Annotated in this window: 24 protein-coding genes and 1 tRNA gene; 9 read left to right on the top strand and 16 right to left on the bottom strand. The window is 48.9% G+C overall.

The features are described 5' to 3' along the window. Positions 1-107 precede the first annotated feature (107 nt). Together BN162_RS12830 and BN162_RS12825 are read right to left on the bottom strand one after the other, a co-directional pair. Positions 108-410: a hypothetical protein gene (locus BN162_RS12830; RefSeq protein WP_020225523.1), complete on the bottom strand. Its 303-nt coding sequence runs from the start codon at positions 408-410 to the stop codon at positions 108-110. 164 nt (positions 411-574) lie between these two features. Continuing rightward, positions 575-1,306 (bottom strand): sugar isomerase domain-containing protein, encoded by a 732-nt coding sequence (locus BN162_RS12825; RefSeq protein WP_020225522.1) that lies wholly within the window; start codon positions 1,304-1,306, stop codon positions 575-577. Positions 1,307-1,494: 188 nt separating this feature from the next. Here BN162_RS12825 and BN162_RS12820 point away from each other — a divergent pair, with 188 nt between their 5' ends. Next, positions 1,495-3,297: an FAD-dependent oxidoreductase gene (locus BN162_RS12820; protein ID WP_020225521.1), complete on the top strand. Its 1,803-nt coding sequence runs from the start codon at positions 1,495-1,497 to the stop codon at positions 3,295-3,297. 100 nt (positions 3,298-3,397) lie between these two features. Then, positions 3,398-4,237, top strand: coding sequence for a MerR family transcriptional regulator (locus BN162_RS12815; protein WP_167540025.1), 840 nt, complete (start codon positions 3,398-3,400; stop codon positions 4,235-4,237). A 205-nt stretch (positions 4,238-4,442) separates the two neighbouring features. On the opposite strand, the gene BN162_RS12810 is transcribed toward BN162_RS12815, so the two are convergent. From BN162_RS12810 to BN162_RS12800, 3 genes are read right to left on the bottom strand one after another with little or no spacing between them, the layout of a single operon-like run. Beyond that, entirely contained in the window at positions 4,443-5,234 is a 792-nt protein-coding gene (locus tag BN162_RS12810; protein ID WP_020225519.1) for an ABC transporter ATP-binding protein, read from the bottom strand. Then, complete coding sequence (locus BN162_RS12805) at positions 5,227-6,105, bottom strand: ABC transporter permease (RefSeq protein ID WP_020225518.1); 879 nt, start codon at positions 6,103-6,105, stop codon at positions 5,227-5,229. Before BN162_RS12805 ends, BN162_RS12810 begins: the two co-directional genes overlap by 8 nt. Before the next feature lie 26 nt (positions 6,106-6,131). Beyond that, positions 6,132-7,121, bottom strand: a complete 990-nt coding sequence (locus BN162_RS12800; RefSeq protein ID WP_020225517.1) for an ABC transporter substrate-binding protein — start codon at positions 7,119-7,121, stop codon at positions 6,132-6,134. 666 nt (positions 7,122-7,787) lie between these two features. On the opposite strand from BN162_RS12800, the gene BN162_RS12790 reads away from it, so the two are divergent. Further along, the gene (locus BN162_RS12790) at positions 7,788-10,289 is read left to right on the top strand and encodes a transglycosylase domain-containing protein (RefSeq protein WP_020225515.1); all 2,502 of its coding nucleotides are present in this window, start codon (positions 7,788-7,790) and stop codon (positions 10,287-10,289) included. A gap of 160 nt (positions 10,290-10,449) precedes the next feature. On the opposite strand, the gene BN162_RS12785 is transcribed toward BN162_RS12790, so the two are convergent. From BN162_RS12785 to dapB, 3 genes are all read right to left on the bottom strand, one after another. Beyond that, complete coding sequence (locus BN162_RS12785; protein ID WP_020225514.1) at positions 10,450-10,896, bottom strand: GatB/YqeY domain-containing protein; 447 nt, start codon at positions 10,894-10,896, stop codon at positions 10,450-10,452. Positions 10,897-10,999: 103 nt separating this feature from the next. Beyond that, the gene (locus BN162_RS12780; RefSeq protein WP_020225513.1) at positions 11,000-12,151 is read right to left on the bottom strand and encodes an AfsR/SARP family transcriptional regulator; all 1,152 of its coding nucleotides are present in this window, start codon (positions 12,149-12,151) and stop codon (positions 11,000-11,002) included. A gap of 192 nt (positions 12,152-12,343) precedes the next feature. Continuing rightward, positions 12,344-13,051, bottom strand: a complete 708-nt coding sequence (dapB, locus tag BN162_RS12775; RefSeq protein WP_020225512.1) for a 4-hydroxy-tetrahydrodipicolinate reductase — start codon at positions 13,049-13,051, stop codon at positions 12,344-12,346. 115 nt (positions 13,052-13,166) lie between these two features. Here dapB and BN162_RS12770 point away from each other — a divergent pair, with 115 nt between their 5' ends. Continuing rightward, positions 13,167-13,439 carry an alpha-helical endospore appendage domain-containing protein gene (locus BN162_RS12770; protein WP_020225511.1) on the top strand — a complete coding sequence of 91 codons (273 nt, stop codon included), beginning with the start codon at positions 13,167-13,169 and terminating at the stop codon, positions 13,437-13,439. A 170-nt stretch (positions 13,440-13,609) separates the two neighbouring features. Here BN162_RS12770 and BN162_RS12765 read toward each other — a convergent pair whose 3' ends face one another. Further along, a complete protein-coding gene (locus BN162_RS12765; protein ID WP_020225510.1) occupies positions 13,610-13,813 on the bottom strand; it encodes a hypothetical protein in 204 nt (67 codons plus the stop codon). 401 nt (positions 13,814-14,214) lie between these two features. Here BN162_RS12765 and BN162_RS12760 point away from each other — a divergent pair, with 401 nt between their 5' ends. Together BN162_RS12760 and BN162_RS12755 are read left to right on the top strand one after the other, a co-directional pair. Next, positions 14,215-15,957 carry an ABC transporter ATP-binding protein gene (locus tag BN162_RS12760; RefSeq protein ID WP_040452087.1) on the top strand — a complete coding sequence of 581 codons (1,743 nt, stop codon included), beginning with the start codon at positions 14,215-14,217 and terminating at the stop codon, positions 15,955-15,957. 48 nt (positions 15,958-16,005) lie between these two features. Next, on the top strand, positions 16,006-16,758 hold the full coding sequence (locus BN162_RS12755) for a YwaF family protein (RefSeq protein WP_167540024.1): 753 nt from the start codon (positions 16,006-16,008) through the stop codon (positions 16,756-16,758). A 49-nt stretch (positions 16,759-16,807) separates the two neighbouring features. Here the strand turns inward: BN162_RS12755 and BN162_RS12750 are convergent, their stop codons facing one another. Further along, the gene (locus BN162_RS12750) at positions 16,808-17,086 is read right to left on the bottom strand and encodes a chorismate mutase (RefSeq protein WP_020225507.1); all 279 of its coding nucleotides are present in this window, start codon (positions 17,084-17,086) and stop codon (positions 16,808-16,810) included. Positions 17,087-17,146: 60 nt separating this feature from the next. Between BN162_RS12750 and BN162_RS12745 the strand changes: the two genes are divergently transcribed. Continuing rightward, positions 17,147-17,222 (top strand) — tRNA-Ala (locus BN162_RS12745). 184 nt (positions 17,223-17,406) lie between these two features. On the opposite strand, the gene BN162_RS12740 is transcribed toward BN162_RS12745, so the two are convergent. From BN162_RS12740 to mgtE, 6 genes are all read right to left on the bottom strand, one after another. After that, a complete protein-coding gene (locus BN162_RS12740; RefSeq protein WP_147612193.1) occupies positions 17,407-20,346 on the bottom strand; it encodes an EAL domain-containing protein in 2,940 nt (979 codons plus the stop codon). 107 nt (positions 20,347-20,453) lie between these two features. Further along, complete coding sequence (locus BN162_RS12735) at positions 20,454-21,914, bottom strand: extracellular solute-binding protein (protein WP_040452085.1); 1,461 nt, start codon at positions 21,912-21,914, stop codon at positions 20,454-20,456. 276 nt (positions 21,915-22,190) lie between these two features. Further along, positions 22,191-22,787, bottom strand: a complete 597-nt coding sequence (locus BN162_RS12730; protein ID WP_020225504.1) for a manganese catalase family protein — start codon at positions 22,785-22,787, stop codon at positions 22,191-22,193. A gap of 4 nt (positions 22,788-22,791) precedes the next feature. After that, positions 22,792-23,037, bottom strand: a complete 246-nt coding sequence (locus BN162_RS12725) for a spore coat protein CotJB (RefSeq protein ID WP_020225503.1) — start codon at positions 23,035-23,037, stop codon at positions 22,792-22,794. Beyond that, positions 23,030-23,650, bottom strand: coding sequence for a spore coat associated protein CotJA (locus tag BN162_RS18960; protein WP_020225502.1), 621 nt, complete (start codon positions 23,648-23,650; stop codon positions 23,030-23,032). Before BN162_RS18960 ends, BN162_RS12725 begins: the two co-directional genes overlap by 8 nt. A 173-nt stretch (positions 23,651-23,823) precedes the next feature. After that, positions 23,824-25,155 (bottom strand): magnesium transporter, encoded by a 1,332-nt coding sequence (gene mgtE, locus BN162_RS12715; RefSeq protein WP_020225501.1) that lies wholly within the window; start codon positions 25,153-25,155, stop codon positions 23,824-23,826. Positions 25,156-25,615: 460 nt separating this feature from the next. Here mgtE and BN162_RS12710 point away from each other — a divergent pair, with 460 nt between their 5' ends. Beyond that, complete coding sequence (locus BN162_RS12710) at positions 25,616-25,879, top strand: hypothetical protein (RefSeq protein WP_020225499.1); 264 nt, start codon at positions 25,616-25,618, stop codon at positions 25,877-25,879. Then, positions 25,869-26,159: an A24 family peptidase gene (locus BN162_RS12705; RefSeq protein WP_020225498.1), complete on the top strand. Its 291-nt coding sequence runs from the start codon at positions 25,869-25,871 to the stop codon at positions 26,157-26,159. Before BN162_RS12710 ends, BN162_RS12705 begins: the two co-directional genes overlap by 11 nt. Positions 26,160-26,201 lie beyond the last annotated feature (42 nt).

The raw sequence follows: 26,201 nt of genomic DNA, 5'->3' as shown, positions 1-26,201 counted from the left end.
TTTTTATATCAACATGAGCACATCCAATTTCCGCAAAGTAAATTTATGCCATATATCCAATTTCCGCATTAATCATATTAATCTAACAAAAAAAGGACGCGAAGTCCTTAAAGAAAACATGAAAAGTAAGCCAGAGCCAGAGGCAGAATGATCAACAGAAATCCTTTCAGGGAAATCCAATTATATTTACTTTGTTCCTTCGCCTGCTCCTGAGCAAACTTTACTGGCATAGAATTCATCGTATACGCCAGCGGAACTTTGGAAAAGAAATACAGCGCCAAAATTACAAAAGCAGCACTGCCGAAAAATTTTCGGATTCCCAGCACCAGAAAATAGTCAGCAAGCGACAATCCAATAACCGCTAATAAATACAGTAGATAAATAACGCCCAGCAGTTTGTTTTTCCGCATGCTCCAGCCTCCTCTCCCACACACAATGATCTTCCTTATTTAATGCTATACACAACAAAGATTACCTTAATTTCATTATAGAACACATCAAACAAAAAGAGAAGAATTCCCCCTTGAACTTTCAGGAATTCATTCTCTTCTCTTAAACTTTTTGGATTCCGTCCTTACCAGCCGAATTCCTTATAGTGTGGATAAACTTCGGCGTTGTTGTAATCGGTTCCGCCTGGGAAATTTGCGCTCTTGAGCAGCAGCGGTGTTTTCCCGCTTTTTTGCATTTCTTCCAATACAACAGCGGTGACAGACCAAAGAATATAAGAACTCGCAATACCGCTGGCCGCGGCAAAATTCGCTTCGATGCCGTCCACCTTCAACATCGCTTCTGCTGCCGGGGCGCAGTTATCCAATGTCAGATCGACAAATTCATACAGTTTCTTTCCAGAAGAATGAACCGCGTCGACTGTTTGAGCATAACTCATGGAGCTCATTGCAATAACCTTGACGCCCATCTTCTTGGCTTCCCAAGCCAGATCGACAACCCCTTTCGTCCGGCCGGAGACCGAGCCGACAAATAAAATATCACCCGGGCGGATCGTTGAGGCTTTTAAGATATACGCCCCCAGACCTTCCATATCTGTATCCAGATCGCTGCGGTCACGTTCACGGGCATCTGACTGTACATCTAATTTATAGTGAAAAGTCCGGTAAAAAGCCGGTCCCCCGCCGCGGTTAAACAGATCCATTTCAATGGAATGGCAAATACCGCTGAGATAGATATTACCGCCTGCGTCAATGGTTTCCGCAATCATTTTGCCTGCTGTGATGATGTTTTCCCGCTGTGTTGTTTTGATTTGTTCAAACAGTTGATCGACACGTTTCTGATAATCGTCCAATATCATAATTCCTTCTCCTTCTTTCAGTTTTATCATAGCAAATTCGCTTCTCAATTACTACTGAAATCGGTTAAATAATTCACATTTAGCAAAAATAAGCGGGTTAACATTGCAGTGTTTGTGATTGTTTTCGTTTTTGCATTGACCCGACAGTGGCTGTCGGGTTTTTAATAGAAAAGACGGAGGATAAAGAAATGAAGAAAACTCAAAAATGGTTTTACTCTCTTGCTGCGGCGGCGCTGATCTTCAGCGGCTGCAGCGCCAAGCCGCAGGAAAAATCGGCGGACGGGGCGATGACGGCTGGAACGTATACCGCAACATCCAGCGGTTACGCAGGGGAAATGGAAGTCAGCGTTACGGTTGACGAAGAAAAGATTCTCACCATAGAAATTGGGGAGAACAACGAAACGCCTAGTGTCGGCGGTATGGCGATCGAGCAGCTGCCAGGCCAAATCATCGACGCGCAAAGCATTGCGTTAGATGGCGTCAGCGGCGCGACGTACACGTCAAAAGCAATCCTGGATTCAGTCAAAGATTGTCTGACCCAGGCGGGCGCGGATCTTTCCCTGTTTGAGAAATCCCCGACCGCAAGTACAGGCGAAGAAATCACAATTCCGTCCGACGTGGTGATCGTCGGGGCGGGCGCGGCCGGTCTGAGTGCGGCGCTGCGGCTTCAGGAGCTGGGACAGGAGCACATTCTTGTCATCGAGAAAATGGCGTATACCGGTGGGGCTTCTGCAACCTGCGGCGGCGGGTTCTCCGCGGCGGGATCAAAGTATCAGAAGGAAGCAGGCATTGAAGACACTCCCGAACTGATGATCGAAGAGCTGCTGAAAAAAGGACACAACATCAACGATGCAGAACTGACCAAGCTGCATGCCGAAAACTCAGCGGCCGCGATCGACTGGCTGATCGACGACATCGGCGCGCAGTTCAACGTTCCCCAGCCGAGTGAAAAAGGCATCGCCCGCGACTTTACAGCAGTGGGCGGAGGCGCTGGTTTCATGCAGACGCTTCACGATGTCGCTCAGCAGCGCGGAATCGAAATCCAACTGAACACTCAGGCTACTGAACTCATTGTCGATAACGGTATTGTGACCGGAGTTAAGGCCAAGGATAACAAGGGGAATCAATACACAATTGACGCGAAAGCGGTTTTGCTTGCCACCGGCGGTTACGGCAGCAATCAAAAACTGATTGAAAAGGCTGACGTTGGACGAGTCATCTATTATGGTCCGGTTTCCTCAAATGGCGAAGGTCTGGAAATGGCGCAGAAAATCGGCGCAAAAGTCACAAATCTGCAATATCTCGGAGTCAAGCCGAACGGGCTGGAAGTCACAGCCGGCGTTGGCAAATATACCCAACCTGCCAACAACGCGATGTGGAAAGCTTCCGCTGGAATTCTGGTCAATGACGCCGGAAAGCGCCTGATCAGCGAAACAAGCAGTGAGCAGGAATTAGTCAGCGTCTACAAGCAGCAGAACGATTGGGCAATGTATACCGTTATGGACCAGGCGGCCTATGACATATTCTATAAAACAGCGATTGAAAAACACCTGTTCTCGGAAACCGAAGCCAAGACCTGGATCGAGGAAAAAGGAACAGGGACGACCGTCTTTGTCAAAGGGGAAACCCTTGCCGATGCCGCTCAGCAGGCCGGCATTGATGCTGAAGCCTTGGCTGAAACCCTTGAAGCTTACAACCAAGGTTATGAGGCTGGCAAAGATGAGTTCGGCCGGACGCTGAGTGCTGAATTCAAAACTGACGGACCCCTCTATATCGTCAAACAGAACCTGCGGTTTGCGACCAGTTTAGGAGGTCTGGATATCAATCCTGAGTGTCAGGTCTTAACCGAGCAGGATGAACCGATCGCTGGACTGTACGCGGCCGGCGAAGTCGTCGGCAACGTCCAGGGCGACGCGTCCAGCGCGTATCTTAGCTGGGCTGGCACTTCGGGCAAGCTGGCGGCGGAAAGCATTGACGCTGTATTAAAATAACTAAGAATCAAGGCATGGAATAATGCGTTTCCATGCCTTTTCTTGACTTGACATTCCTTTGTTTTCTAGTACACTGTAAGCGGCAAAGGGAATGATCTTGATGGCAAACTATAAAATTGGAGAATTATCGAAATTGTTAAAAATTCCCGAAACGACAATCCGATATTATGACAAAATGGGGATCATTGATTCCCAGAAAAATGAAGAAAACGGATATCGTCTTTTTAATGATGTGGACATGCATAATCTGATGCATTATAAAATGTATCGCTCGTATGGCCTGAGTCAGAAAGCGGCTCAGCAATGCATTTATGATTTTGAGCTTTCTGAAATTGATCAGACATTGATGAAGAATCTGACAAACATTGATCTTCAGATCAGTTTTTTAACGTCGAAGAAAAATATCATTTTACAGAAAAAACAGTTTATTGAACAATTAGACAGCCAACTGGGCACGCTGAGCGAAGTGGAACGGGAAGCCAGTTATTTGATCGGCTACCGCAAGCGCGATGAGGAACAGACTTCCCTGATTCAGAAAAAAGCGAACAGTGCCGTGATTTCCAACTGGCTGGAGTATTTTCCGCTTGTCAAAATGACGCCTTTTTTGTTGGAAAAAGATGTACGAATGCGATCGGATGAAGGATACAGCGGACTTATCCTATCGCAGAAGCTGGCTCATGAATTCAACTTGCCGCGCTGCGAAGACGTCATGGAACTGCCGGCCTGCCGCTGCGTCAGTTATATCTTTCAGCGTCAAAACGCGATGTCCGTTCCTTTTATTCGTTATTTAGAGCCGGTTTTCCGCTACATGGAAGAACGGGCCTATGAAATTGACGGCATCGTTACCTTTGATCCCTACATTGCGTTAAAAAAGCACAGCGAACACCTCTTTTACGGACGGGTTCTGGTGCCGGTCAGGGAAAAAACGGATCTTGGTTAATTTTTATTTGAGCTGCGCTGAGCCGAAGAAGCTATTCTCTCTGAATTATTCGATTTATTTTTTTCAGACAAGCCTATGAAATTGAGTTTTTAAAAAATTGAATTCGCTCTCTCATTTTTGCCTAAAATCATAGAAAAGACAGGGTTCATGAAAACTTTTGCTTTACGCGCTGTTTTCCTATCCCCTGCCTTTTTATCTGTTTCCATTATCGCCCCAGAATGGTTCGGTCCGATAAGGCCGCATGCTCGCTGGCATACAGCGCCATGACGTCCTTCACCGTCAGCCGGCGGCGTTCTTCACCTTGATAGATATGCAGAATCTTGCCTTCATTCATCACAATCGTTTTATTGCCATAAGCCAGTGCATTTTCAATATTGTGCGTAATCATCAGTGTCGTGATATGATCCCGTTCGATGATTTGCCGCGTCAGATCCATGATCGACTCCGCTGTTCGCGGATCCAGCGCCGCGGTGTGTTCATCCAAAAGCAGAAGTTTCGGTGTGACCACAGTTGCCATTAATAACGTCAGAGCCTGACGCTGACCGCCCGACAAGTGACCCGCCGGGGTTTTCATCCGGGTTTCCAATCCGAGATTTAAGGATTTCAGCAGTTCGTAAAAGAACTGCTCATCTTTACGGCTGACGCCCAGCTGCAAAGATCTCCGCTTTCCCCGACTGTATGCCAGTCCCAGATTCTCTTCAATCGTCATTGAAGGCGCTGTTCCCTTGAGCGGATCCTGAAACAGCCGTCCGATCGTATGCGAACGGCGATGTTCCTTCATCCGGGTCAGATCCTGCCCGTTCAGCATGACCTGTCCTTCGCTTAGCGGCAGACTTCCGGCAATCCCGCCTAAAAGGGTGCTTTTGCCGGCGCCGTTGGAGCCGATCACCGTGGCGAAATCTCCGGCTTCTAAGGTCAGGCTGACATGATCAAGCGCAATTTTTTCATTGACCGTTCCGGCATTAAAGACCACCGTTGCTTCCCGTACTTCAAGCATGGCGTTTCCTCCTTGTTTTCATTTTTCCCTGGACCTGCGGCACCGCCAAGGCCAAGACGACTAATGCGGAAGAAAATAATTTCAGATCGCTGGCCGCCAATCCCAGAGAAAGAGCGAACGTCAGCACGAACCGATAAACGATCGTCCCAGCGCAAATCGACGTCAGATGATGAACTAAGCCGCCCCTGCCAAACAGTGTTTCTCCGATAATGATTGACGCCAATCCCAGCACCAACATGCCCAGGCCGCCGTTGTTGTCCGCAAACTGCTGCTGCTGCGCCAACAGACCGCCTGATAAAGCAACCAAGCCGTTGGCCAGCGCCAGGCCGAGAATTTTCATAGAATCCGTGTTGATCGAGGAGGCCCGCACCATTTCCTCATTGTCCCCCGTGGCCCGTAACGACAGTCCCAGCTGAGTTTTCAAAAACACTGTTAACAGGATCACCAGCACGACGACGATCAAAAACAGAATCCCGGTCGTCGCCTGCGGAAATTTCCCTTCAAACAAGGAAAACAACGTGGTCTTTTTATACAGCGATAAATTCGGCTTGCCGCTCATAATTCTCAAGTTGACCGAATACAAGCCCGTCATCGTCAGAATCCCCGCCAGAATCGGCTGGATTTTTAAACGGGTATGCAAAAGTCCGGTAATCCCGCCGGCCAGGATGCCGCCTACAAAGGCAGCTGCCAGCCCCAGCAGCGGATGGCCTGCCAGTGCCAAAACAGCGCTGATCGCCATCCCGGTAACAAAGCTGCCGTCCACCGTCAAATCCGGCGTATTTAAAATCCGAAAAGACAGAAACAGCCCCAGCGCCAGCACGGAATAAACCAGTCCCAGCTGCAGTGTGGAAAAAAATGTGTCCAGCGACATGTTCTAGCGCCTCCTTCGCTTTCTCTTTATTGCGGATCGTTTAACAAGACTAACTGCGGATCCGCGGCCACACTGTCCGGCAGCGTCAGCTGCAGCTCTTCTAAAGCATCCGCATTGACGTAAATGCTGAGATTCTGGTTAAATACCTTCACTGGAATTGCGCTGACATCCGTCCCCTGAAGCACCTGATCCACCATCCGTGCCGTTTCCTTGCCCAGATCCACATAATTGATGCCAATTGTCGCCGTGCCTCCATCCATAACCATGGAATCGGCGCCGACATACACCGGTATCTGCGCTGAGCGGGTAATCTGGGTGACCGTGCTCATCGCCGTTGCGACAGTGTTGTCATTGGGGGAAAACAAAGCGTCGCATTTTTCGCTCAGAACCTGCACTGCCTGCGCCACCTCGGACGTATTGGCGACCGGGGCCTCCATCACCGTCAGTCCCAGTTTTTCGGCAGCGGCCTTGGCCTTGGCGATATTGGTCTGGGAATTCACCTCCCCCACATTATAAACCATCCCCAAGGTCTTTAAATCCGGCTGCAGCTGCATTGCCAGATCCAAAATCTGTTCCACAGCCACTTCATCGCTGGTGCCGGTTATGTTTTGATCCGGATGTTCCAGGCTCGTAGTCAGCCCGGCCTCAATCGGATCCGTCACCGCCGAGAAGATCACCGGCGTGGTTTCCGCCAGCTTTGCCGCAGACTGAGCGGTCGGGGTGGCGATGGCCACGACAACGTCTAGCTTTTCCGATTGGAATGACGAAACGATCGAGCCGATATTGCTTTGTTCACCCTGGGCATTTTTAAACACAAGCGTGCAGTTTTCGCCGTCCTTGTAGCCCAATGCTTCCAGTTCCTCTTTGAAGCTGTCGTAAATCATATTCAGCGAGGTATGCTCCATCAGCTGAATGACGCCGATCCGCGGACCCTCCACGATCTTTTTCGAACAGCCGGTTAAGCTCATCAAGATTCCTAACGCTAACACCATCATCAATTTTCCTGTTTTTTTCATATTCTTTCTCCTCCGGTTTTCATCCTTTTTTTCTCAAAATACTGATGCCTGTTTACGGACGGCTTTTTCAGCCCGTCCCTCACTCCACATGCGGATGCTGAACATCCTCATCGCCTCCTGTTCTTCTGGCTTTTAAGCGAGAGGATCCCGGATCAATAAAAAGCCTGCCCTCGCGGAAAAGATAAAACTTTCCTTCAAGGGCAGGCTGAATTTCCTGCGGTACCACCTTGTTTGAAAAAAGACGTTCACACAGTCTTTTCTCCACTCACCAAAAATGCCAACACATTTTCTGCCTTTTAACGTCGGCTCACGTCCGCAGCTACTCGATTTCTCTTTCACTTGGCCCTCTGAGGTCCATTTACCCAGCGGCATCTCTGTCTGGCTTCCACCTTACCCAAACTCTCTTAAAGCGCCTGTCTGTGCTTGATCTCCCCATCACTGGTTTATCTTCATTCTACACGTCAGAAAGGAAAAGTCAATGGGATTTTTACCCGGATATTCCTGGTTTTTTCCGCTTTTTCAGCTTTTTTCCCAAGAAAATGGCGCTTTTTACCACTTTTCCTTCTCTCTTTTTTGCCAATCTATAAGATTGTGGTAAAATAAAGAATGATTCATCAAAATGGATTTCTGCGGAAGTCCCCCACAGAGTAAGGAGAATCAAAGCGAATGTCAGAACAAAACAAATCTATGGATCCTCAAGAATCCCAAAATAAACCGAAGAAAAAAAAGCGCAGAGGTTCATTAGGGAAGAAAATTGCGATCTTCTTCGTTTATTTTCTTCTGATTGCCGGTCTGGCGGTTGGCGGAGGCGGCTTATATATCGCTTCTGAAATGATCAAGGATGCGCCTGAAATCAGTTTAAACGATTTTGAAGGATTGGAGTCATCCCAGATCTATGATCAGGATGGAATTTTGATTACCGAGCTGGGCGCGTATCTGCGTGAAAATATCACTTATGAAGATATGCCCAATTCGTTGGTCGACGCGTTTGTCGCGATTGAGGACTCACGCTATTTCGAGCATCCCGGCTTCGATGTACCGCGGTTTGCGAAAGCGGCGCTGGAAAATTTAAAATCCAAGAGCTTCGGTCAGGGCGGTTCCACCTTTACGATGCAGCTTGTAAAAAACACCTACTTCCAGGTGGATGATCTGGAAAACTCCACGATTGCGGAAAAGTCCGTTGATCGTAAGGTCCAGGAAATCTGGACAGCGCTGAAGCTGGAAAAACAGATTGATAAGAAGCAGATCTTTCAGCTGTATTTGAACAAACTGAACTTCGGCGGCAATATCCGCGGCGTGCAGAAAGCGGCGCAGTATTATTTTGGCAAGGACGCAAAAGATCTGAGCTTGGGTGAAAGCGCGCTGTTGGCAGGGATTATCAACCGGCCGAATGCCTATAATCCGTATGAAAATCTCGATTATGCCACAAACCGGCGCAATACGGTGCTGGATATGATGGTTTATCATGGCTACATCACTGAAATGGAGGCCGATCTGGCCAAATCCATTCGTGTAGAGGATCTGTTAGTCGGCGAGGATTACACAGTTTCCGAAAGCGGCGGGCCTTACCAGGCTTATGTCGACGCGGTGATTGAAGAAGTCAAGCAGATCACCGGCAAAGATCCGGCCCTGACGCCGATGAAGGTTTACACCAACATGGACCGTACCGTTCAGGAACAGATCGACGCGATCCAGAAAGGCGAAAATATTGAATATCCGGATGAGCTGATGCAGATCGCAATCGTTTCGATGAACAATCAGACCGGTGAGATCCGCGGCTTAGGCGGCGGACGGAACTATTCCGGCGCGCGTCTGTTAAACCGGGCGATCAGTCAGTTTAAACAGCCGGGCTCAGCGGTAAAACCGTTCCTGTCCTATGCATTGGCCTTTGAACATCTGGGATGGGCCACCGATCATGTGATTACCGACCGGCCGATTGTATATCGCGGAACCAAAAAGGTCATCAATAACTTTGACGGACAGTACCGCGGCGACGTAACGCTGCAGCAGGCTGTGGGTCAGTCGCTGAACACACCGGCAATTCAGACCTTGCAGGAAGTTATCGATACGATTGGGCGCTCCAAGGTTGTCGATTATCTGCAAAGCTTAGGCTTCTCACAGGTGAACAACGATAACTTTGATACCGGCTATGCCATCGGCGGCTCCAGCTTCCAGGCCAGCGCGACGGAAATGGCCAGCGCGCATGCCGCTATGGTTAACGGCGGACGTTATGTCAAGCCGCATACCATATCCCGCATTGAATTCAACGACGGCACCGCGGATTACGTCGCCGATCACGACGGCAAACAGGTGATCAGTGAAGAAGCGGCCTACATGTCCAGCACTCTTATGCAGTACTGCGTTGAAGGTCCTTATTTCAATTACATGCAGGTTTTAAAGCGCAGTTATCCAGTTTATGCCAAAACTGGAACGACAGACTGGGGCAAAGACGGCCTGCGGTTCGGGATTCCGGAAGGCGCGGCTAAAGATAAGTGGATGATCGCTTCCACCAGTCAGACGACCAATGTGGTATGGGTAGGTTATGATAAAGGCGTGAAGGATGAAGGCACCTATTTCAACAACGCGAAAAGCAAGCTGAACATACCAGGCCAAATCTGCGAACTGCTTCTGGACGCCAATTATGATGAAGCGGATCCGCCGAAAGCCCTGACCCGTCCGGATGGCGTAGAAAACATCACTCATATTATCGGAACTTTCCCGTATGCTTCATTGGATGGCGTAGATCCAAGTCTGTCGACAACCGGCCTGATTAAAAAAGAATACAACAATCTTGTTTCGCCATGGGGCAATTCTGAGCAAAAGTTGGAAAGCACCGTCAGCGGCTACATCGACGAGTGGGGCGGACTGACGATCAATTGGGGCGGCTATCGCGGCGATCTTCCGGCCAATCAAAAGGAAATCAGCTTATCGCAGGGGGACATCTATGTTTACGCTGTGGGACAGAAGCTGTTTGACTGGAACTGGATTCTCGGCAATCCGTACTACTACGCCAAAGTCTATCTCAACGGCAACCTGTATCATGAAGTCAGCTCCGATCAGCCCACTTATTATGATTGGGTTGAAGGCGGCGGCAGCGTTAAAGTCTGCGGCTACTATGTTTACAGCACCGGCTTACACAGTGAGGAACAATGCGTCACTGTACGTTAACAAATAAAACCGTTTTCCGAAAAGGAGACGGTTTTTTCATACTTTTTTGTCCCTACTTGACCCGTTTTCCTCTGGCTATGACCAGTTAGAAACCTTTCTTCCAAGGCTTTAAAACAGAAAAAAGAACCTGCCCTAGGCAAGTCCTGATTTGAAGTCTTTGTTATTTCAGAATACGGCTGATCGCGGCATTGACCGATTTGCCATCCGTTTTTCCCTGATATCGGGCCATCATTTCTTTAATCAGCATCCCTTTGTTTTTCACGACCGGCTCCAGCTGCAATTCAGCCATCAAAGCGGATACCGCTTCATTCAGTTCCGCTTCGCTCATCTGCGCCGGCAGATAGGCTTCGATAATCGCAATTTTGCGCTGCGTTTCGGCAATCAGATCCGGCCGAGAAGCAGGCGTTTGGGCCAGCGAATCCTTTGTCTGCTTTAATTCCTTCTGCACATACGTCAGCTCTTCTTCCTCACTTAAAGGCTTTCCTGATTCCTTTTCCGCCAAGGCAATCGCGGAGATCAATAAACTGCAGACACCATTTTTCACCGTGTCTTTTTCCTTCAGAGCCTGCATTTTATCTTTTCGTAGTGTCGTTAATAATACTCCCATAAAATCTCCTTCTTTCCGTCTTTTTATTTATTATACCCCGTTTTTGAGCTGGGTTTCAACTGCCTTGCCGACAAACCTCCATGCGCCGCAGACCAAAGACTGATCAGACTGCTGAAGTTGAGGAGGGTTGTTCGATTTTCTGCGCATGATAATAAATCCTGACCTGCGTTGTCGGATATTTGTGATTCAGCCGCTGACTGAGCCGTTTGACCACCTTATGCACATCTTGTTCCGCGCTTAGCATCAACATCACCGCTAACTGACAGGCCGCTGTTCGGGTGAAAATATCGCAGGAGCGCAGCTGATTCTTCACAATCTGAATCAAAGCATCCGTTGCCTGATTGCCAAGCTCTGCCGAAACACCTTGGACATCCAGAACTAACAAATAGGAATTGATGTCCAATCTTCGGCTTTCGCGCATCCGCGCCTGATACAGCTTGCGGAAAACTGGCTGCTCGCAGAAAAAGGCAGTGCCGTCTTCCTGAGCATTCATTTCCTCAATCAGCTCCTGAATGGTATGCGTTGACTCCCGCTCTGAGCTTAGGAAGTAAATCAAAGACTTGGATCGGCCTTCAAACTCCACGCCGAATTCATGATAAAACCGTTCGTAAATCTGATCAAAATGCTTTAAGGCCCGATTATACTCCTTGGCCTTGACCAGTTCGGATAAATAGCGATAATTGAGATCATCGGAATACGGATCCAGCGCCAGCGCCCACTGTGTGATCCGCAAAACAGCCTCTGACTTTCCGTTCTGTTCCAACAGTGCCGCTGTATCCTGAGCTAAGGTTATAACTTTTTCTTTCCAGAATTCACGCAGCGGAAGAATCCACAGAGAAGAATAGCCGGCCATCAGCTCGCCGCGGACCCGCGTTTCTATCCATTCCGGCTTTTCAGCCAGCGCTTCCGGCTTCAAAATATCCAGCTGATGCAAATCAGAATCCACCGGGGCCTGCAGCGAAAATAAATAACCGCGGCTGCCGGTTACAATCCACTCCTGATCTTTCGTTTCAGCATAAGCCTGAGTGCATTTACGCAGACGATGAATCGCAAACTTCAGGGCGTTTTGAGGATTTACGGATTCCGGCCAGAACAGTTCTATTAACCGTTCATGACTAACTAACTCTCCGCGATGAATGAGAAAATAACAAAGCAGCTCCGTCAGCTGTTTGCCTAAAATTTCGCTGAGCGCGCGGGACTGACCGTTTTCCTGCAGTGTTGGAACTCCCCAAAGTTTAATAAAATAGCGTTCCACTTGATTTCCTCCCACAGAATCAGAAGACTTTCGTCCAGTAAACCTCTGACAATGACTTTATTTTATCAGATCGCCTTGGCAACCTCAAGCCTCCTTTGCCGCGCGTCTTTCGATTGCTGTCTAGCCGCAAGCAAGAGGAAGCATAAAAGTCAGGGCGTTGTCTCTGACGAATTGAACCGTGCTTTACCGTTTTCAGCGGCGAAGTCCAAGCCGCTGCCTCAGCAAGTCCTCCATGGAATACAGCCCGGCGCTCAGCATCGGAATGGCTTCCACAGCTTCCAGAATGCCGCGGATAAAGATTTCACGGCTGTCTGCGGTATGCGTAATCGTAATCTGTTCGTGATCCCCGCACAGGATCACCGTGTGTTCCCCGGCAATCTGACGATGCCGCAGCGATGTTACAGAAATCGGTTTTTGATAGCCATAGCGGTCCGTTGAGAGTCCCTGCAGCGTTTTCTTCAGCATTAAAGCACTGCCGCTGGGCTTATCCTTTTTCTGTTCATGATGAATTTCAAGAATATCGCAGTCAAAATACTGGGCAATTTCCTTCTGACAGCATTTCAGCATCTTATTGACGATCGTCATGCCAATTGAAAAGTTACTGGTCATGACTACCGGTACACTTTTTGCCCATCCTTCAATCTTCTGCTTCTGCGCTTCGCTGTATCCGGTCGTTGCCAGAACCAGAGGAATGCGCTGGGTCTGCATCGCCCGCTCAATCTTGACGAAATTATCCGGATGGCTGACATCAATGATGACCTCGGGATGCTGCGGCAGCTCGGCAATCTCCCGGTAATACGAGGAGGCGATCAGACCGACACACTGCAGATCTTCCTTTTCTTCTATCCGGCTTAACAGCAAATGGCCCATCGTACCATATCCAACGATAACAATTTTCATGATCATCCCCCCTGATCAGTGTATGATGCCCAAAACTTTTCCATAACCTCGGGTCGTTGGCCCGGGTCCTTTTGCCCGGATGGAATACGATGTCAGTGTAAGGAGGAATTAACTTATGGGAATGCCTGAAATTAAAAGTAGTAACGTCACCCGTTCACAAGCGATTACCGATATTCTGCAGTCGATTGCTTTGGAGGAAGCCGCGCTGGCGCACATCCTCAATGCCGAAGGGGAAAAACTGCAGTGTGCAGTTTCCATGGAATGCATTACGATTGATAAGCTGATCGAGGTCAATGAAACGGTGCAGAGCACCATGGAGGCCGCAGCCAAATTCGAGCAGGCGCTGCAGGCGAAGCTGGCCAGTTTATTCCAGGACTGCTACAAATAACTTTAACCGCACGAATCAGGATAAAGCACCGCTGCCCGCAAATCAGGGCCCGGTGTTTTTCCTTTCCTCTTCTTCATTGATCAGGGTATGTCAAAGTCCTCAATCCGTCTTTTCTTACCCGTTTGTCTGATCGCTGTCCGCGGCGGATTCACAATCGCCGAACCGAACTCTCAGAAAAAGAAAATCCTCGTGATCAGCAAGATGACGAGCAATTCCAGGCCCATAATAATCCATGACGCGGGATTTCCCAAATTCATCGTCCACGCGTACAAGCCGCTTTTTCTGACAAAAATACGGGCGTCCTCACGGTTGATATAAATTCGGCCGCGCCTTGCCTGTTCCACTTCTTTCTGATTGTATTTTCGTTTAGTCATATGAGCTTCCTTCCTGTTGCGCATCCGCACGATGCCAGCGATATTCTGCCCCTTGACACCTGCAGTACAATTTGATTTTCTTCCACGGATTTCACGCTCCAATCCACAGTATTTTTGTTTCAAAAACAAGCCTCCCGGTTAAAAAATTTCCGATCCCCGGGCAGCGGATCGCAGGCTATCCGATTCGCTTCGGCGGTAAACCTGGAATTTCCCTGCCGGATATCCTGATCCCGCGCGACGCCTTCATTTGCTTTTTCTTTATCTTATCAAGTGGCGAACGACACCGCAAGTCTTTACGGCTTTGATGATCCGAAATCATTAAAATGCTTTCGGAACCGTTCGGAAAGATTGAAGTTTCCGCAAATTTGGGCTACACTTATGTCTAACTAAAAGGGGGAATTGTGTTGCTTAATGTCCGAGGTAAAAAATTTCTTTCGTACTACCGGCCTTATCTGAGGCTGTTTATCGCCGATATGGTCTGCGCCTTCATCGTAGCGGCGATTTCGCTGGTCTTTCCGCTGCTGACGCGCTACATCACCAATACGGTGCTAGTCGGCTCGCAGTCCGTGCAGCTGGATCTGATTTTCCGAATCGGTCTGGTCATGGTCGCGTTAATTTTCATTGAACTGCTCTGTAATTTCTTCATTACTTATAAAGGTCATTATATGGGCGTCATGATGGAACACGATATGCGGAATGAGCTGTTCAGCCATTATCAGAAGCTGTCGTTCAGTTTTTATGACGAACAGAAGACCGGCCAGCTGATGTCGCGGCTGACCAACGATCTGTTTTCATTAACTGAGCTTTACCACCATGGACCGGAAGACGTGGTGATTTCGATCATCAAGTTCTTCGGCGCCTTCTTCATTTTGCTTTCAATCAATGTTCCGCTGACACTCATCATTTTTTCCATCCTGCCAGTCATGCTTGTTTTTGCGCTGTACTTCAACAAGAAGATGGGCAAAGCCTTTAAGCAGAACAAAGAACGCGTTGGAGATATCAATGCCCGGATTGAGGATAACTTATCCGGAATCCGTGTCGTCAAATCGTTTACCAGTGAAGGCAGTGAAATGGAAAAATTTGATGTTGAGAACAACCGCTATGTCAAATCCCGCAAGAACAGTTATCGAATTATGGCCTATTATCACTCCGGACTGAATGCCTTTACCACGATGATCACCGTCGTTGTCATTCTGGCCGGGTCCACGTTCATTTCGATGAAATGGATCCTGTTGGGGGATCTGTTGACCTATCTGCTTTACATCAACAATCTGACGGAACCCGTGAAAAAGCTGATCAACTTCACGGAACAGTTTCAGGAAGGCATCACCGGTTTCCAGCGCTTTATGGAAATTATGGAAGTCGAGCCGGATATTCAGGATAAGCCGCATGCCCGGACGCTGTCTCAAGTCAAGGGCGCAGTGGATTTTGAAGACGTTGGCTTTCAATATGCCTCGGCTTCCGATTATGTGCTGAAACACATTGATCTGCATGTGGAACCGGGAGAATACCTGGCGCTAGTGGGTTCCTCCGGGGCCGGTAAAACCACGCTGTGTTCCTTAATTCCGCGTTTCTATGAAGTCAGTGAAGGCCGGATTTTAGTCGATGGTCAGGATATCCGGGACGTTACAATGAAATCGCTGCGCAGCTGCATCGGCATTGTACAGCAGGATGTTTATCTGTTTGCGGGCAACGTCATGGAAAACATTCGTTACGGACGGCCTGAGGCCACGGAAGAAGAAGTCATTGCGGCTGCCAAAGCCGCCAATGCCCATGATTTCATCATGGAGCTGCCGGATGGGTATAATACCGATATCGGGCAGCGGGGCGTGAAACTGTCCGGGGGTCAGAAGCAGCGCTTATCCATCGCCCGGGTTTTCTTAAAAAATCCGCCGATCTTGATTTTTGACGAAGCGACCAGTGCTTTAGACAATGAAAGTGAAAAGGTGGTTCAGGATTCCCTGGAACGCCTGGCCCGCAACCGCACAACGTTTGTCATCGCGCATCGCTTATCCACGATCCGCAACGCCCGGCGGATTGTCGTCTTGGGAGACGAGGGCATTTTGGAACAAGGCGATCACGCGGCGCTGATGGCCGCCGACGGCGCTTATGCCCATTTATACCGCATGCAATTTGAGCATTGATTCAAAGGAGGTTTTACTATCTCACAATTCTTCTGCTTCTGGGATGAGGTGCTGCCTGGAACAGCCTATGGTTTCTTGAGTCTGCCTCATATTCTGGAAATTTTGTTCATTCCCTTGAGTCTGGGGCTGCTTCTGCATTGGACGCAAACCCATTCGCGGCAGGCGGCCAGAAAATTACTCCGCGGCCTGGCTGTCGCTGTCCCGTGTCTGGAATTGATGCGGATTGTCTGGTTGTTTTTGTTGGGCGAAGGGTATTGGGTCAAGCTGCTTCCGCTGCATTTGTGCGGACTGCAGGTCTTGTTTATTCCGCTTGCCGTCTTTACACGCTCAGAAGCCCTGCGCAGTTATGTGTGGGCCACTTCCATTCTCGGCGGAATCACGGCTATCGTTTATCCGGCTGGGATTGTCGGCACATATCCGTTTTTCCACTTTCAGACGTTCCAAAGCTTTGCCCTGCATCTGCTTCTGATTTTAGTTCCCATCTTGATGTTTCTGTGCGATGGTTACTCCCCAACGTTTAGGCAGCTGCCTTCTGTCACGGTGATTTTGAGCCTCAGTGCTCTGTGCGCCTTCGCTGTGGACTGGATCTGGGGACAAAATTACATGTTTCTTCGGGAAGTCCCGGACATTGGCTTTTTACAGGAGATCCTGCGCCTGGGCGGATATCCCGCTTACTGGCTGACCTTGGGTTCGGCTGTGCTTGCGGGCTGTGCCTTGTTACTGGCTTGGGGACAGCGCTGGGCTCAGCATAGACAGACTCATGAACATGAGAAAAGAGGAATGACGCGGACGGGGATATGACCCGTCTGCAATCTTCCTCTTTTTGTTATCCAACTGCCTGTCTACGTTCTTATTCTGTTTCCAACAGAACTTTTTGATATCTACGCGACAGCTCCATCTGTTTGATCAGCAACTCTTCGTAGTAGGGCTTTAACTCCGGATCCTGGATCAGGGCGCAGCCTTTTTCAATCACAATCTGTTCGCGGGATGCATCGAGAATCGGCAGCTGATGTTTTCGCTTATAAGCCAAAACCTGCCTGACCGCTGACATTCGCTTTTCAAATAATTCTGCCATCTGGGCGTCAATTTCATTAATCGTTTCCCGGGCCTGTTGTAAACTATCCTGCATAACTTCCTCCTCATTAATCTTGACAATTTCTTAATTGGTGATAAAATTAATATCGTGTCTGGGGCCGTAGCTCAGCTGGGAGAGCGTTGCGTTCGCAATGCAAAGGTCGCGAGTTCGATCCTCGTCGGCTCCACCAGATTTCACGATCAGACAGGAACAAACGTTCCTGTCTTTTATTTTGTATTATACACTGAAAAAGCCCAAAGATGGAGTTTTTTTATTCAATGTTCCTGTTTATCCGCTCAACCTATACAGACTGAGATTTTTACTGAACCCGAAGAAAAGGATACTTCACGAATGAGGTGAAATATCCTGTTTTTTTATTCCTTAGACGGCTGTTCTTTTTTCGCTTTTTTCTTCACCGCTTTGCGCAGTTCTTCCATCGCTTCCGGATTTGGCTGCGGCGGAATCAGTTCGCCTTTGCGGAAATAGAATCCCTGCATGTAATCCGTACCGCATTCGATCAGCACTTCCATTTCTGCTCGGGTTTCTACACCTTCTGCCAGAATTTTGATATGACGGCTGCGGAAATAGACAACCAGCCCCTCATAGAACTCGCGGCGGTTGAGATCCTGATCAATCCCGCGGATAATGCTCATGTCGATCTTCACGTAGTTTGGCATCAAGTCCAACAGCGTGGCTTCCCCATTATAGCCTGTTCCATAATCATCCAGGGCTATTTCCTGATGCTGATCGACGCAGCGTTTCCGTTTATGCAGCGTGGCCTGTTCACCCATCTTTTCACTTTCTGTCAGTTCGATGACAACCTGAGAATTGTATTGACCATAGCGCCGATCCAGTTCCGCCAGATCCTCCGGCGTCAGCCGCAGACTGGAAATGGAATTGATGAACAGTTTCTTCCCTTTCAAATGTTCATGATAGCGATCAATCGTTTCCATCGCTTTGAACCAAGTTAGATGTTCAATCTGATACAGCCGCGACTGCGCCCGGGCAATCCGCAGCACTGCCGAAGGTGTCGGTAATTTTTCCATCTTTGGCCGCATCAGCATTTCATAGCCATAGACCGTTTGCGACGCGACATCAATGATCGGCTGGAAGACAAAATCGATCAGTTCATTTTCAATCAGCCGGTTGAGATCTTCACTGCTGTGCAGCATAAACGAATCCTTCTGATAGCTTTCAATTTCAAAATCCTTGATTCCGCCCTTCACGGAATTCTTGATTTCATACATCGCAAAATCAGCGTATTTGATTAATTCTTCCAGATTCCGGCTGTCCTTTGGATACCACGAAACACCGAAGGAAGCACGGATCCGAATGCGCTTGCCATCCGGCAGATCCATCTCATAAGCCGCCATAGCCTTGCGGATCTGTTCGATCTTCTGACGAATCTGGAAGTCCGTATCATAACCATAGAACAGAACGTAAAACTCATCGCCGGACATCCGCGCGGCAATCTCATGCGAGCCGGCATTGTTGCGCAGAACATCGGCTGCACTGCGAATATAGCCGTCGCCGCAGTCATGTCCGTAGGTATCGTTAATGTACTTCAGGTTATCCAGATCCATCATCATAAAGGCTGTGATTTTCAGCCGCTCCGGATGCTCAAACCGTTCCTGGGCAAACCGCTGGAACGCCCGGCGGTTTAACAAATTGGTCAGAACATCATAATCCCGTTCATATTCAATGCGGTGACGTTCCACCATTTCCGCCGTTACATCCTGAATTACACCCAGGATCGTCTGCCCCAATGCCGCCGTCTTCAAACGCAGCCAGCGGGCTCCGCCGCTCTGTGGCTCCAGTTTGATCAGTTTCTCACGCTGCCGGCCTAAATCCCCAAGATCCAGATTCAGCTGTTGCAGGTGATCGCTGAACTGATCCAGGGTCAGCATCTGATCTTCATGACTCTGCTGCGGCTGCAGCGCGTCAAAGAACCCGGAGGTGCAGAAGACAGAATTTTTTGCCGGATCGATTTCGAACGCACCGATCTGGATTGAAAGCATGCCGATAATCTGCGACAGCCGCGAGCTGTTTTCAGCGACGCTCTTGCTCAGTTCTTCAATGGCCTGACTGAGCTGATCAATTTCCGTGATGCGGATCGGATCCAGATGAATCGGCCGGTTCGGATCGGAATTGCGGACTTTGCGGGCCAAGGCTCCGATCTGACGGGAAGGCCGGTAACTGGCATAGATGGTCGCAGTCAGACCGACCAGCATTGAAAGAATCATAAAGGTCAGAATTGTATTCTGGATTTTCCGCGAGAAACCATACAGCGCATCCCGGGATTCCAGCCCGACCAGCACCCATCGTTGATGCGAAAACGGAGCATTGGTATTATACAGATCCAGCGGCTGCATGCTGCCGTAAATCCGCTGCTTCAGCTTTAACGCCTCCGTATGAATCAGCGCTCCGGAACCGGATATTTCCTGATCCATCTGAAAGACCAGCTCTTCCGCTTCGCCAAACATCGCGATGAACACACCGCCGCTGTGCGTCACCTTCTGTAAGGTTAAGCCCTCCGCTGCCGCCTGGGATTCATCGAGAATCGCCAGCATATATGAACCGGACTGATCGGAAAGCAGTTCCTTGGCCGGCAGCATCGTCTTCAGATAATCGTCCGCCAATGAAATTCCAAGGACGCCCAGCACCGTGCCGTCGCTTGCGACTAACGGTTGGGAATAGGTCAGCGTTTTAATCATCGCTTCGTTTAACGTTGATCCGTAACCCCAGTACCCGGCGTCTTCCTGCGCCAGCTCCGGGGCGGAACGAATTGCCTGGATGGGATTGTTGTAGAAGTAACTTTCCGCGGTAATTTTAAACCGCGGACTCCAGCCGACATCCATCGCAATGCCCAAAGCCTGCGCTACATCCGTCGGCGAGCGTTCCATCAGAAGATCAGAATTATCATAGGGATTATTGATCGGATCCAGATCCCGCAGGTATAAGCCGCTTTTCTCAACCGCCCCGTCTTCACTGATCTTCAACGGCGTCCCTTCAAAGACCAGAAAAACGCCGGTCACGGTATTTCGGCGCATTAAAGCGATCAGATCCGGTCCGATTGTTTTTAAGATATCGCTGGTCAGTTTGGCTCCCGGCACTAAATCAGCAACCGTCATCTCAGCCCCAGCCAGCTGCTGCTCGATTTCTTCTTCAATTTTCGTCTGGTAGATCGAAAAATTACTCCAGCGCTGGATCATTTCATTCTCCAGATAATTCTTCCGATTGATGACCCGTTCGTTCAGGATTTCCTCAGCATTTCGATCAAGCTTGGTAATCACGCCGCCGTTAAATACCAACATCCCAAACAAACTGATCTGAAAAATTTGAACGATGATCAAAGGGATCAGAATACGATTGAAAACACTTCTTTTTTCAGCATATTCCGGTTACTCCTTTTCTACAAACGTTATTTCTTTACAATTTCCTGCATTTGCTGCGTCAGCGACGTAAACCAAGCGTCAAAATAAGCTTCAGTTTCAAATTCCGCGGCGGCCTCATCCAAGCTCAGTCCCTGCGCCAGCTTCGCTTTGACCTGTTCCCGATCCGCTTTCGCCAGATCCTGCATCGATGTATCCAATAAGGAGCGGGCGTCATTGCCTCCTTCAAACGCTTTCGTAGTATACAGTTCGACTTCATTCAACTGCTTTTCCGCAACTTCAACCACATCGATCATCTCGGCGGAAGCCAGTTCTTCATGACTGTCCATAACTTTTTTAATCGTTTCAAAATCATTTGCGGCTTTTTTTACCGGCAAATAACCCGAGGCCAGTGAAAATTCAATATTACGATCTTCTTCCGTAAACCATTTTAAGAACACAACCGAAGCATATTCATGCGCTGCGTCCGAGCGGGACACGACCATGCCGGCGCCCTGCTGAACCGCGATTTTCTCTCCGTCCGCAAACATCGGCGCGGCGGCCAGAACGGACTCAATCGGATAGCTTTCAACATCGCTCACCGCCACTTCCTTCGGGAAATAGGCAGCTCCGCTGCTGGATCCGACTAAGGCGATCAGATCGCCGGTCTTCGCGTCATCCGAACGGAAACGTCCCTGGGCAGTAAAGTAGCCGCGAATATAAGGGATATAGTAATTATCCCACAATTTCTTAAAGATCTCACGATCCAGATTCAGCGTGACCTGATCCCCTTCAACCGCAAAAATTTCCTTTCCCAGCTGGCGGCTGCCGATAATCATGTAATTCGCCATCGCATCCCGGCCGAAGAAAGCCTTGCCGTCATTGGGCTGCGGTGTCAGACTGTCCGTCCACTCATAATATTCCCGGGCAACCTTCGTCACGCCCTCCAATGTATTTAACTCGTCCAGAGAAGCGCCGGCAGCTTCCGCGAACCGATCCCAGTCCGTCTTGTTCAGCATCATGAGTTCCGTGGATTTAGCAATCGGAAAAATTTTCAGGCTGCCGTCCTCGCCGATCCGGCCTTCGCTCATATACTCATCCCGATAGGACGCCAGTTCTTCTTCCGTCATATACTGATCAATTGAGGCTACCAAGCCCAGCTTATCAACTTTGTATGCGGTATCGGCATAAGCCGCAAAGATATCCGGAATTTCCCCAGCCCCGACCTTCTTTTCCGCCGATTCTTCAACTTTCTGAATCAAATCATTGACATTGCCCTGACTGTACGCTTCAACCACAATCCCCTTTTCAGCGCCAACAGTTTCATTAAATTCGGTAACCAATCCGTCAAAGGCCGCTTTCTGCGTTCCGTTATAATAAGTCCAGATTTCCAGCGTAATCGGCTTGTTTGGATCCAGCAGGCGGTCATAGTTTTCCTGTTTCGCTCCACAGCCCTGCATCATGAGCATTGCCGCCATCGCTATCATGCTAAATTTAGTTTTTATTTTCATATTCTGCACCTTTTCTATATATTCATCATTATAATAGTTTCATATTCAAATTACCATGATTTTACAGTAATATGAAACGTTATTACCTAACCAAAAAAGCCGAAAAAAGAAAAAGGAAAAAGAAAGTTCCGCATTCCGCCGCGCAAAGTCTATCTGATATTTCTCCTGTCCGTTCACCGTCGCAAAAACATTCCCGCTGATTCCCGCCGCTGTTTTCCTTCTGATTTCGCGAATTGTGATGTAAAGACGGGAGCCGTCCCGTCCCCCAGCCTTCAATCAGCGATCAAAAGCCGGATTGTAGCGATAATAGTTGCGGCAGTCCAGATCCTTGCGGACAAAGTCAAGGGCTTCGCCAAAACGCTGGAAATGAACAATCTCACGTTCGCGCAAAAACAGCAGCGGTCCGTAAACTTCCGGATCCTTTGCCAGCCGCATCAGATTTTCATACGTCGTGCGAGCTTTCTGTTCGGCTGCCAGATCTTCTGACAGATCTGTAATCGGATCGCCCTTCGACTGAATATAAGCGGTGGTATAAGGAACGCCGTTAGCTCCCTGCGGATAAACACCGGCGGTATGATCGACATAGTAATCGGCGGCATTGGCTGCTTTGATCTGCTGAGCGGAACAGCCTTTTAACAGCTGATAAACCATCGTGGCGATCATTTCTTCATGCGCCATCTCTTCTGTGCCGATGTCCGTCAGCAGTGCCCGAACTTCAGGATACGGCATCGCGTAACGCTGATTCAAATAACGGTCAGAAGCACCCTTTTCTCCATCAGAGCCGCCCAGCTGCGCAATGATCAGCTTTGCCATTGCCGGGTCCGGCTTCTGGATATTCACAGGATACTGCAGTTTTTTCTCATAGATCCACATGGATTTATCCCTCTCTTTCCCACGGCCATGGACTATTGACCCAATCCCAGCGGCGTCCGCGGCTGTCCCGGCTGGTCAGCGGACCGCAGACACGGTTGTATTCGTCCGCAGCCTTGCGGCGCAGACCGGTAACATAACGATAGTAGCTTAACGCAACTTCATTGTGAGGATGGGTGTCCAGAAATAAAACGGCTTCCTGAATCGCAAAATCCAGTTCCTGTAGTTCGCGCAGCAATTCCTTCTTATTCATCCCGGCTGCCTCCCTTCCCCGTAAACGGCTTGTCCAGTTCGACAAACAGCGTGCCTCTTAATAAAGCGCGCGGACGATTGTAGATTTCCCGCTTTCCGGTCCAGCGCTGACGAATGACATACGGCATAGCCAGACTTCTATTCCGGCAGTCATTCTGATGCCCGCAATCCTCGTCAAGATCCGGATCCTTTTGACAGCCGCAGTCATGACCGCAGCCGCAGTCTGTCTGATCTTCGTTATTGTCATCACAGCCGCAGTCGTCATCGTGATGGTGGCCGCATCCGCAGTCCTCATCCGGGCAGCCGCAGTCATGGTGATCACAGCCGCAGTCATCCGGTTCTTCATCGCAGTCACAATCACAGCCGCAGCTCGGCGGACAAACCGGTGGCTCCGGATGGCAGCCGCAGCCGTCCGAAAAACTGACAGCCTCCTCGATTTCATCCTCCAAAAAATTCACATCGTCAAAGCGAGTGCGGAAATCATGACTTCCGTTTGGACATTGAGGTCTGCACGGCGGAGTTGGACGATGCGGACGATCACATTCCGCTGCGAAATCCGCGTCGGATTCCATCCAGCTGCGCGGAATCCGGAGCGCTCTTTCTACGTTTCCCATTTGACATTCTCCTTTCCGGTCAAACTTTCGTTGACCCACTGTATACTATTGTGCAGACCGGCTAGGACTTGGGGAGATAGCCGTGATGGAAAACAAAAAGACACTCACTTTTCTGTGAATGTCTGAAAATGGAGCAGGAATTGGATTGTTTCAGCGCCGCTGCCGGCTGCGGCTTACAACGCAAACAGATGCGTTGCAATCGCAAAATAGATCATGATGGAACAAGTATCCACAATGGTTGTGATCAGCGGCGCCGCCATGATTGCCGGATCCAAATGGACTTTCTTAGCCAACAATGGAAGCATGCATCCGATCAGTTCCGCCAGATAAACCGTACACATTAAGGAAACTCCCAGCAAGATCGCCAGCCGCGGATCCTGATACATCAAGATGATCCGCAATCCGTTGACCAGAGCCAGCGCCGCGCCAACAAGCAAAGCAATCCGGCTTTCCTTAAACGCAACTTTAAACAGATCGCCGAAGCGAATTTCATCAGTCGCAATTCCGCGAATGACCAGGGTTGAGCTTTGTGTTCCGCAGTTTCCCCCGGTATCCATCAGCATCGGGATAAATGAAACCAAAAGCGGGATCGCCGAAATCGTTTCTTCATAGCGGGAAATGATCGTCCCGGTAATCGTCGCTGAAAGCATTAAAAACAACAGCCACAAAATCCGATGTTTGGCATGGTTGAAAACAGACGTGCCGAAGTAGGAATCATCGCTGGGCTGAACGGCCGCCATCAAGGCGATATCCTCGGCCATCTCTTCCTGATAGACCTCCATCGCATCGTCAAAGGTGACAATGCCGACCATGCAGTTTTCGGTATCAACGACCGGAATGGAAATCAGCCGGTACTTCTGGAACAGTTTGGACACTTCTTCCTGATCATCATGCGTCCGCACGGAAATCACATGCGTTTCCATCAGATCACCGATCCGGACATTTTCCTCGTTTAAAAGCAGACTTTTCGCTGTGACGATCCCCAGCAGCTTTTTATTTTCAATGACATAACACGTGTAAATCGTTTCCTGATCAATGCCGACGCGCTTGATCTTCGCAATGGCCTCCCGCACGGTCATCGTCTTTTTCAAATCAACATATTCGGTCGTCATGATGCTGCCGGCGCTGTCCTGCGGATACTGCAGCAGCTCATTGATGCGCGAACGGGTTTCCTTGTCTGTGACATCCAAAATCCGTTCCACGACATTCGCCGGCATTTCTTCCAGGATATCGACGGTATCGTCCATAAACATATCCTCAAAGATATCTTTCAACTCTTTTTCCGTAAACGTGCTGATCAGCGCCTGCTGCCTCTCCGTGTTCATGTTGGTGAACACCTCCGCCGCCGTTTCCTTGGCAATCAGACGGAAAAGGATGACCATGCTTTCCTGGGAAAATTGCTCCAGCAATTCAGCCAGGTCCACGCTGTTCATCTCGTTGAGTTCTTTTTTGATCTGAGCGTATTTTTTTGCATATAAAAGCTCGGTGATGGTTTTGACTGTCATACTTTGCCCTCCTTCAAGTTTGTTCTTCAAGTTCGCAAAGCATGAATAAAACGTCCTGGAGCTTTATTTTTGGGCAGACTCGCCCTCCAGGAGCGGAAAGAATGAATTTCCCGTTTTATTGATGCCTTGCCTGCAACTACTACCGCCCGGGTTATCCATTCGTTCCACCCCCCTCTTTTGCCGAAGTCCTGCTTCAGCCACTATTTTTAGTGTATTTCCAATTTGTTAGATTGTCAACATTTTTAACAAAGAATTGACTGAATTCTTTTTCTTCACAGGTTGATTTTTCTTCGCATCCGATATTTTTTACTTCTCAAGATCTTGCCGCAACGTCCCTGTCCCCTTCCTCCGCAGATCGGCTTTCTCTGATTTCCTGTCTTTTCCTGCTCTAGCTTTTTTTCAGTTTTGTTTTATAATAAAAGCAGAAATAAGCTTAGCCGTTTATAAAGAAAGGCAAGCCATGAAAACACGAAATCGATCGCTGATATTAGACTTGATCTACTGGCTGGCCATCGCACTTTACGCATGGAGTGCCTGGTATACTCAATTCTATGTTGTTAGCCAAACCTCATGGCTGTATCTGGCTTTTCTGCGATGGATGACGCTGACCTATTTTCACGACCTGTTCAATTTCAGTCTTTTTTTACTGATGATCCTCTGCGGCTTAAAATCGCTGCATGTTTTACTTTCTGGGATTCAAGGAGGAACCCATCATGAAGAATAAAATTACATGTCCGCGTTGCGGTCAGACTCTTCCGCTCAGGCCGCTGTCCTTTTTATTTCTGCGGATGGAATGCCCGCATTGCCACAGCCTGTATCGTCTCTCCTTGACATGGCCGGTTTGCCTTTTGATCGCCATTCTGACTGTATCTCTTGCCGGTCTGCATTTTTTCATCGGCTTGATCGTCTATCTTTTTGTGATTTTTATCCTCATATACCTCTTTCTGCCGTTTTGGATCAACAACGATCTGATTCGGATTCAAATGAGAAAAAGACAAAAATAGAACTGCGGTGTCCATGACACTCCAGTTCTATTTTTCCATCAT

Source organism: Holdemania massiliensis AP2, from assembly GCF_000327285.1.
Taxonomy (GTDB): Bacteria; Bacillota_I; Bacilli_A; order Erysipelotrichales; family Erysipelotrichaceae; genus Holdemania; species Holdemania massiliensis.
Note: the sequence above shows the minus strand (reverse complement) of the source record. Positions and strands in the feature narration are given on the sequence as shown.

Excerpts from the sequence above, each read along its gene's own strand:
- BN162_RS12740 (WP_147612193.1), bottom strand. The coding sequence starts at position 20,346 with ATGTTGGTATTTAACGGCGGCGTGATTACCAAGCTTGATCGAAATGCT.
- dapB (WP_020225512.1), bottom strand. The coding sequence starts at position 13,051 with ATGAAAATTGTTATCGTTGGATATGGTACGATGGGCCATTTGCTGTTA.
- BN162_RS12805 (WP_020225518.1), bottom strand. The coding sequence starts at position 6,105 with ATGTCGCTGGACACATTTTTTTCCACACTGCAGCTGGGACTGGTTTAT.
- BN162_RS12785 (WP_020225514.1), bottom strand. The coding sequence starts at position 10,896 with ATGGGAGTATTATTAACGACACTACGAAAAGATAAAATGCAGGCTCTG.
- BN162_RS12830 (WP_020225523.1), bottom strand. The coding sequence starts at position 410 with ATGCGGAAAAACAAACTGCTGGGCGTTATTTATCTACTGTATTTATTA.
- BN162_RS12800 (WP_020225517.1), bottom strand. The coding sequence starts at position 7,121 with ATGAAAAAAACAGGAAAATTGATGATGGTGTTAGCGTTAGGAATCTTG.
- BN162_RS12750 (WP_020225507.1), bottom strand. The coding sequence starts at position 17,086 with ATGCAGGATAGTTTACAACAGGCCCGGGAAACGATTAATGAAATTGAC.
- BN162_RS12770 (WP_020225511.1), top strand. The coding sequence starts at position 13,167 with ATGGGAATGCCTGAAATTAAAAGTAGTAACGTCACCCGTTCACAAGCG.
- BN162_RS12710 (WP_020225499.1), top strand. The coding sequence starts at position 25,616 with ATGAAAACACGAAATCGATCGCTGATATTAGACTTGATCTACTGGCTG.
- BN162_RS12765 (WP_020225510.1), bottom strand. The coding sequence starts at position 13,813 with ATGACTAAACGAAAATACAATCAGAAAGAAGTGGAACAGGCAAGGCGC.
- mgtE (WP_020225501.1), bottom strand. The coding sequence starts at position 25,155 with ATGACAGTCAAAACCATCACCGAGCTTTTATATGCAAAAAAATACGCT.
- BN162_RS12735 (WP_040452085.1), bottom strand. The coding sequence starts at position 21,914 with ATGAAAATAAAAACTAAATTTAGCATGATAGCGATGGCGGCAATGCTC.
- BN162_RS12810 (WP_020225519.1), bottom strand. The coding sequence starts at position 5,234 with ATGCTTGAAGTACGGGAAGCAACGGTGGTCTTTAATGCCGGAACGGTC.
- BN162_RS12790 (WP_020225515.1), top strand. The coding sequence starts at position 7,788 with ATGTCAGAACAAAACAAATCTATGGATCCTCAAGAATCCCAAAATAAA.
- BN162_RS12825 (WP_020225522.1), bottom strand. The coding sequence starts at position 1,306 with ATGATATTGGACGATTATCAGAAACGTGTCGATCAACTGTTTGAACAA.
- BN162_RS18960 (WP_020225502.1), bottom strand. The coding sequence starts at position 23,650 with ATGGGAAACGTAGAAAGAGCGCTCCGGATTCCGCGCAGCTGGATGGAA.
- BN162_RS12820 (WP_020225521.1), top strand. The coding sequence starts at position 1,495 with ATGAAGAAAACTCAAAAATGGTTTTACTCTCTTGCTGCGGCGGCGCTG.
- BN162_RS12730 (WP_020225504.1), bottom strand. The coding sequence starts at position 22,787 with ATGTGGATCTATGAGAAAAAACTGCAGTATCCTGTGAATATCCAGAAG.
- BN162_RS12725 (WP_020225503.1), bottom strand. The coding sequence starts at position 23,037 with ATGAATAAGAAGGAATTGCTGCGCGAACTACAGGAACTGGATTTTGCG.
- BN162_RS12815 (WP_167540025.1), top strand. The coding sequence starts at position 3,398 with ATGGCAAACTATAAAATTGGAGAATTATCGAAATTGTTAAAAATTCCC.
- BN162_RS12705 (WP_020225498.1), top strand. The coding sequence starts at position 25,869 with ATGAAGAATAAAATTACATGTCCGCGTTGCGGTCAGACTCTTCCGCTC.